We start from the raw sequence: 671 nt of genomic DNA, 5'->3' as shown, positions 1-671 counted from the left end.
GCTGCTCCGCGGCCCCAACCCTTGTGTCAGCGTTTTACGTGTCGCCCTCGGGAAGCGATTCCAATAATGGCACGACGGCCTCCACGCCTTTCGCAACGCTCGCACAGGCCCAGAAGGCAATGCAGGGAAGCAGTATTAAAACCACTTATTTGATGGGAGGTACTTATCAGCTCTCTTCAACACTTGCCCTCTCCGATAAAGACTCAGGGGAATCCTGGCTCGCTTATCCCGGACAAACTCCTATTCTTGATGGCGGGAATAAAGTCTCCCCCGGTATCACGATTACAGGGAACACCGGAACCAGCAAAATCAGCGTCCGGGGGATAACTCTTCGCAACGTTCCGGGTGACGGAATCGATATATGGAACACCAGTTCGGATATTGTCGACAGCAACACGATCTACAATATTAGCAAAAACGGTATTGTGATCATGGGAGACAGTACTGGAATTAACTTAACCCACAACCTCATTTATGACATTGCACAGCATGCTATACAGGCGGGTAATGATCCCTCTAATAACTCAAACCATAATATCTTGATCGACAGCAATTATATCCATGATGTAAACACTCAATCAGGACTTTCCGACACAGGCGCAATTTATTTTGACGACCGTGCCCATGCCGAATCAGGTATTGTGATTTCCAACAATGAAATTCAAAATTTT

At 47.2% G+C, this 671-nt stretch carries 1 protein-coding gene; it reads left to right on the top strand.

The annotated features are described in order from the left end of the window. Positions 1–38: 38 nt before the first annotated feature. A partial coding sequence (locus P0D89_RS53775) for a right-handed parallel beta-helix repeat-containing protein (RefSeq protein WP_408379769.1) occupies positions 39–671 on the top strand: 633 nt, incomplete at its 3' end.

It is taken from the genome of Paraburkholderia sp. RL18-085-BIA-A, from assembly GCF_046027075.1.
Lineage (GTDB): Bacteria > Pseudomonadota > Gammaproteobacteria > Burkholderiales > Burkholderiaceae > Paraburkholderia.
Note: the sequence above shows the minus strand (reverse complement) of the source record. Positions and strands in the feature narration are given on the sequence as shown.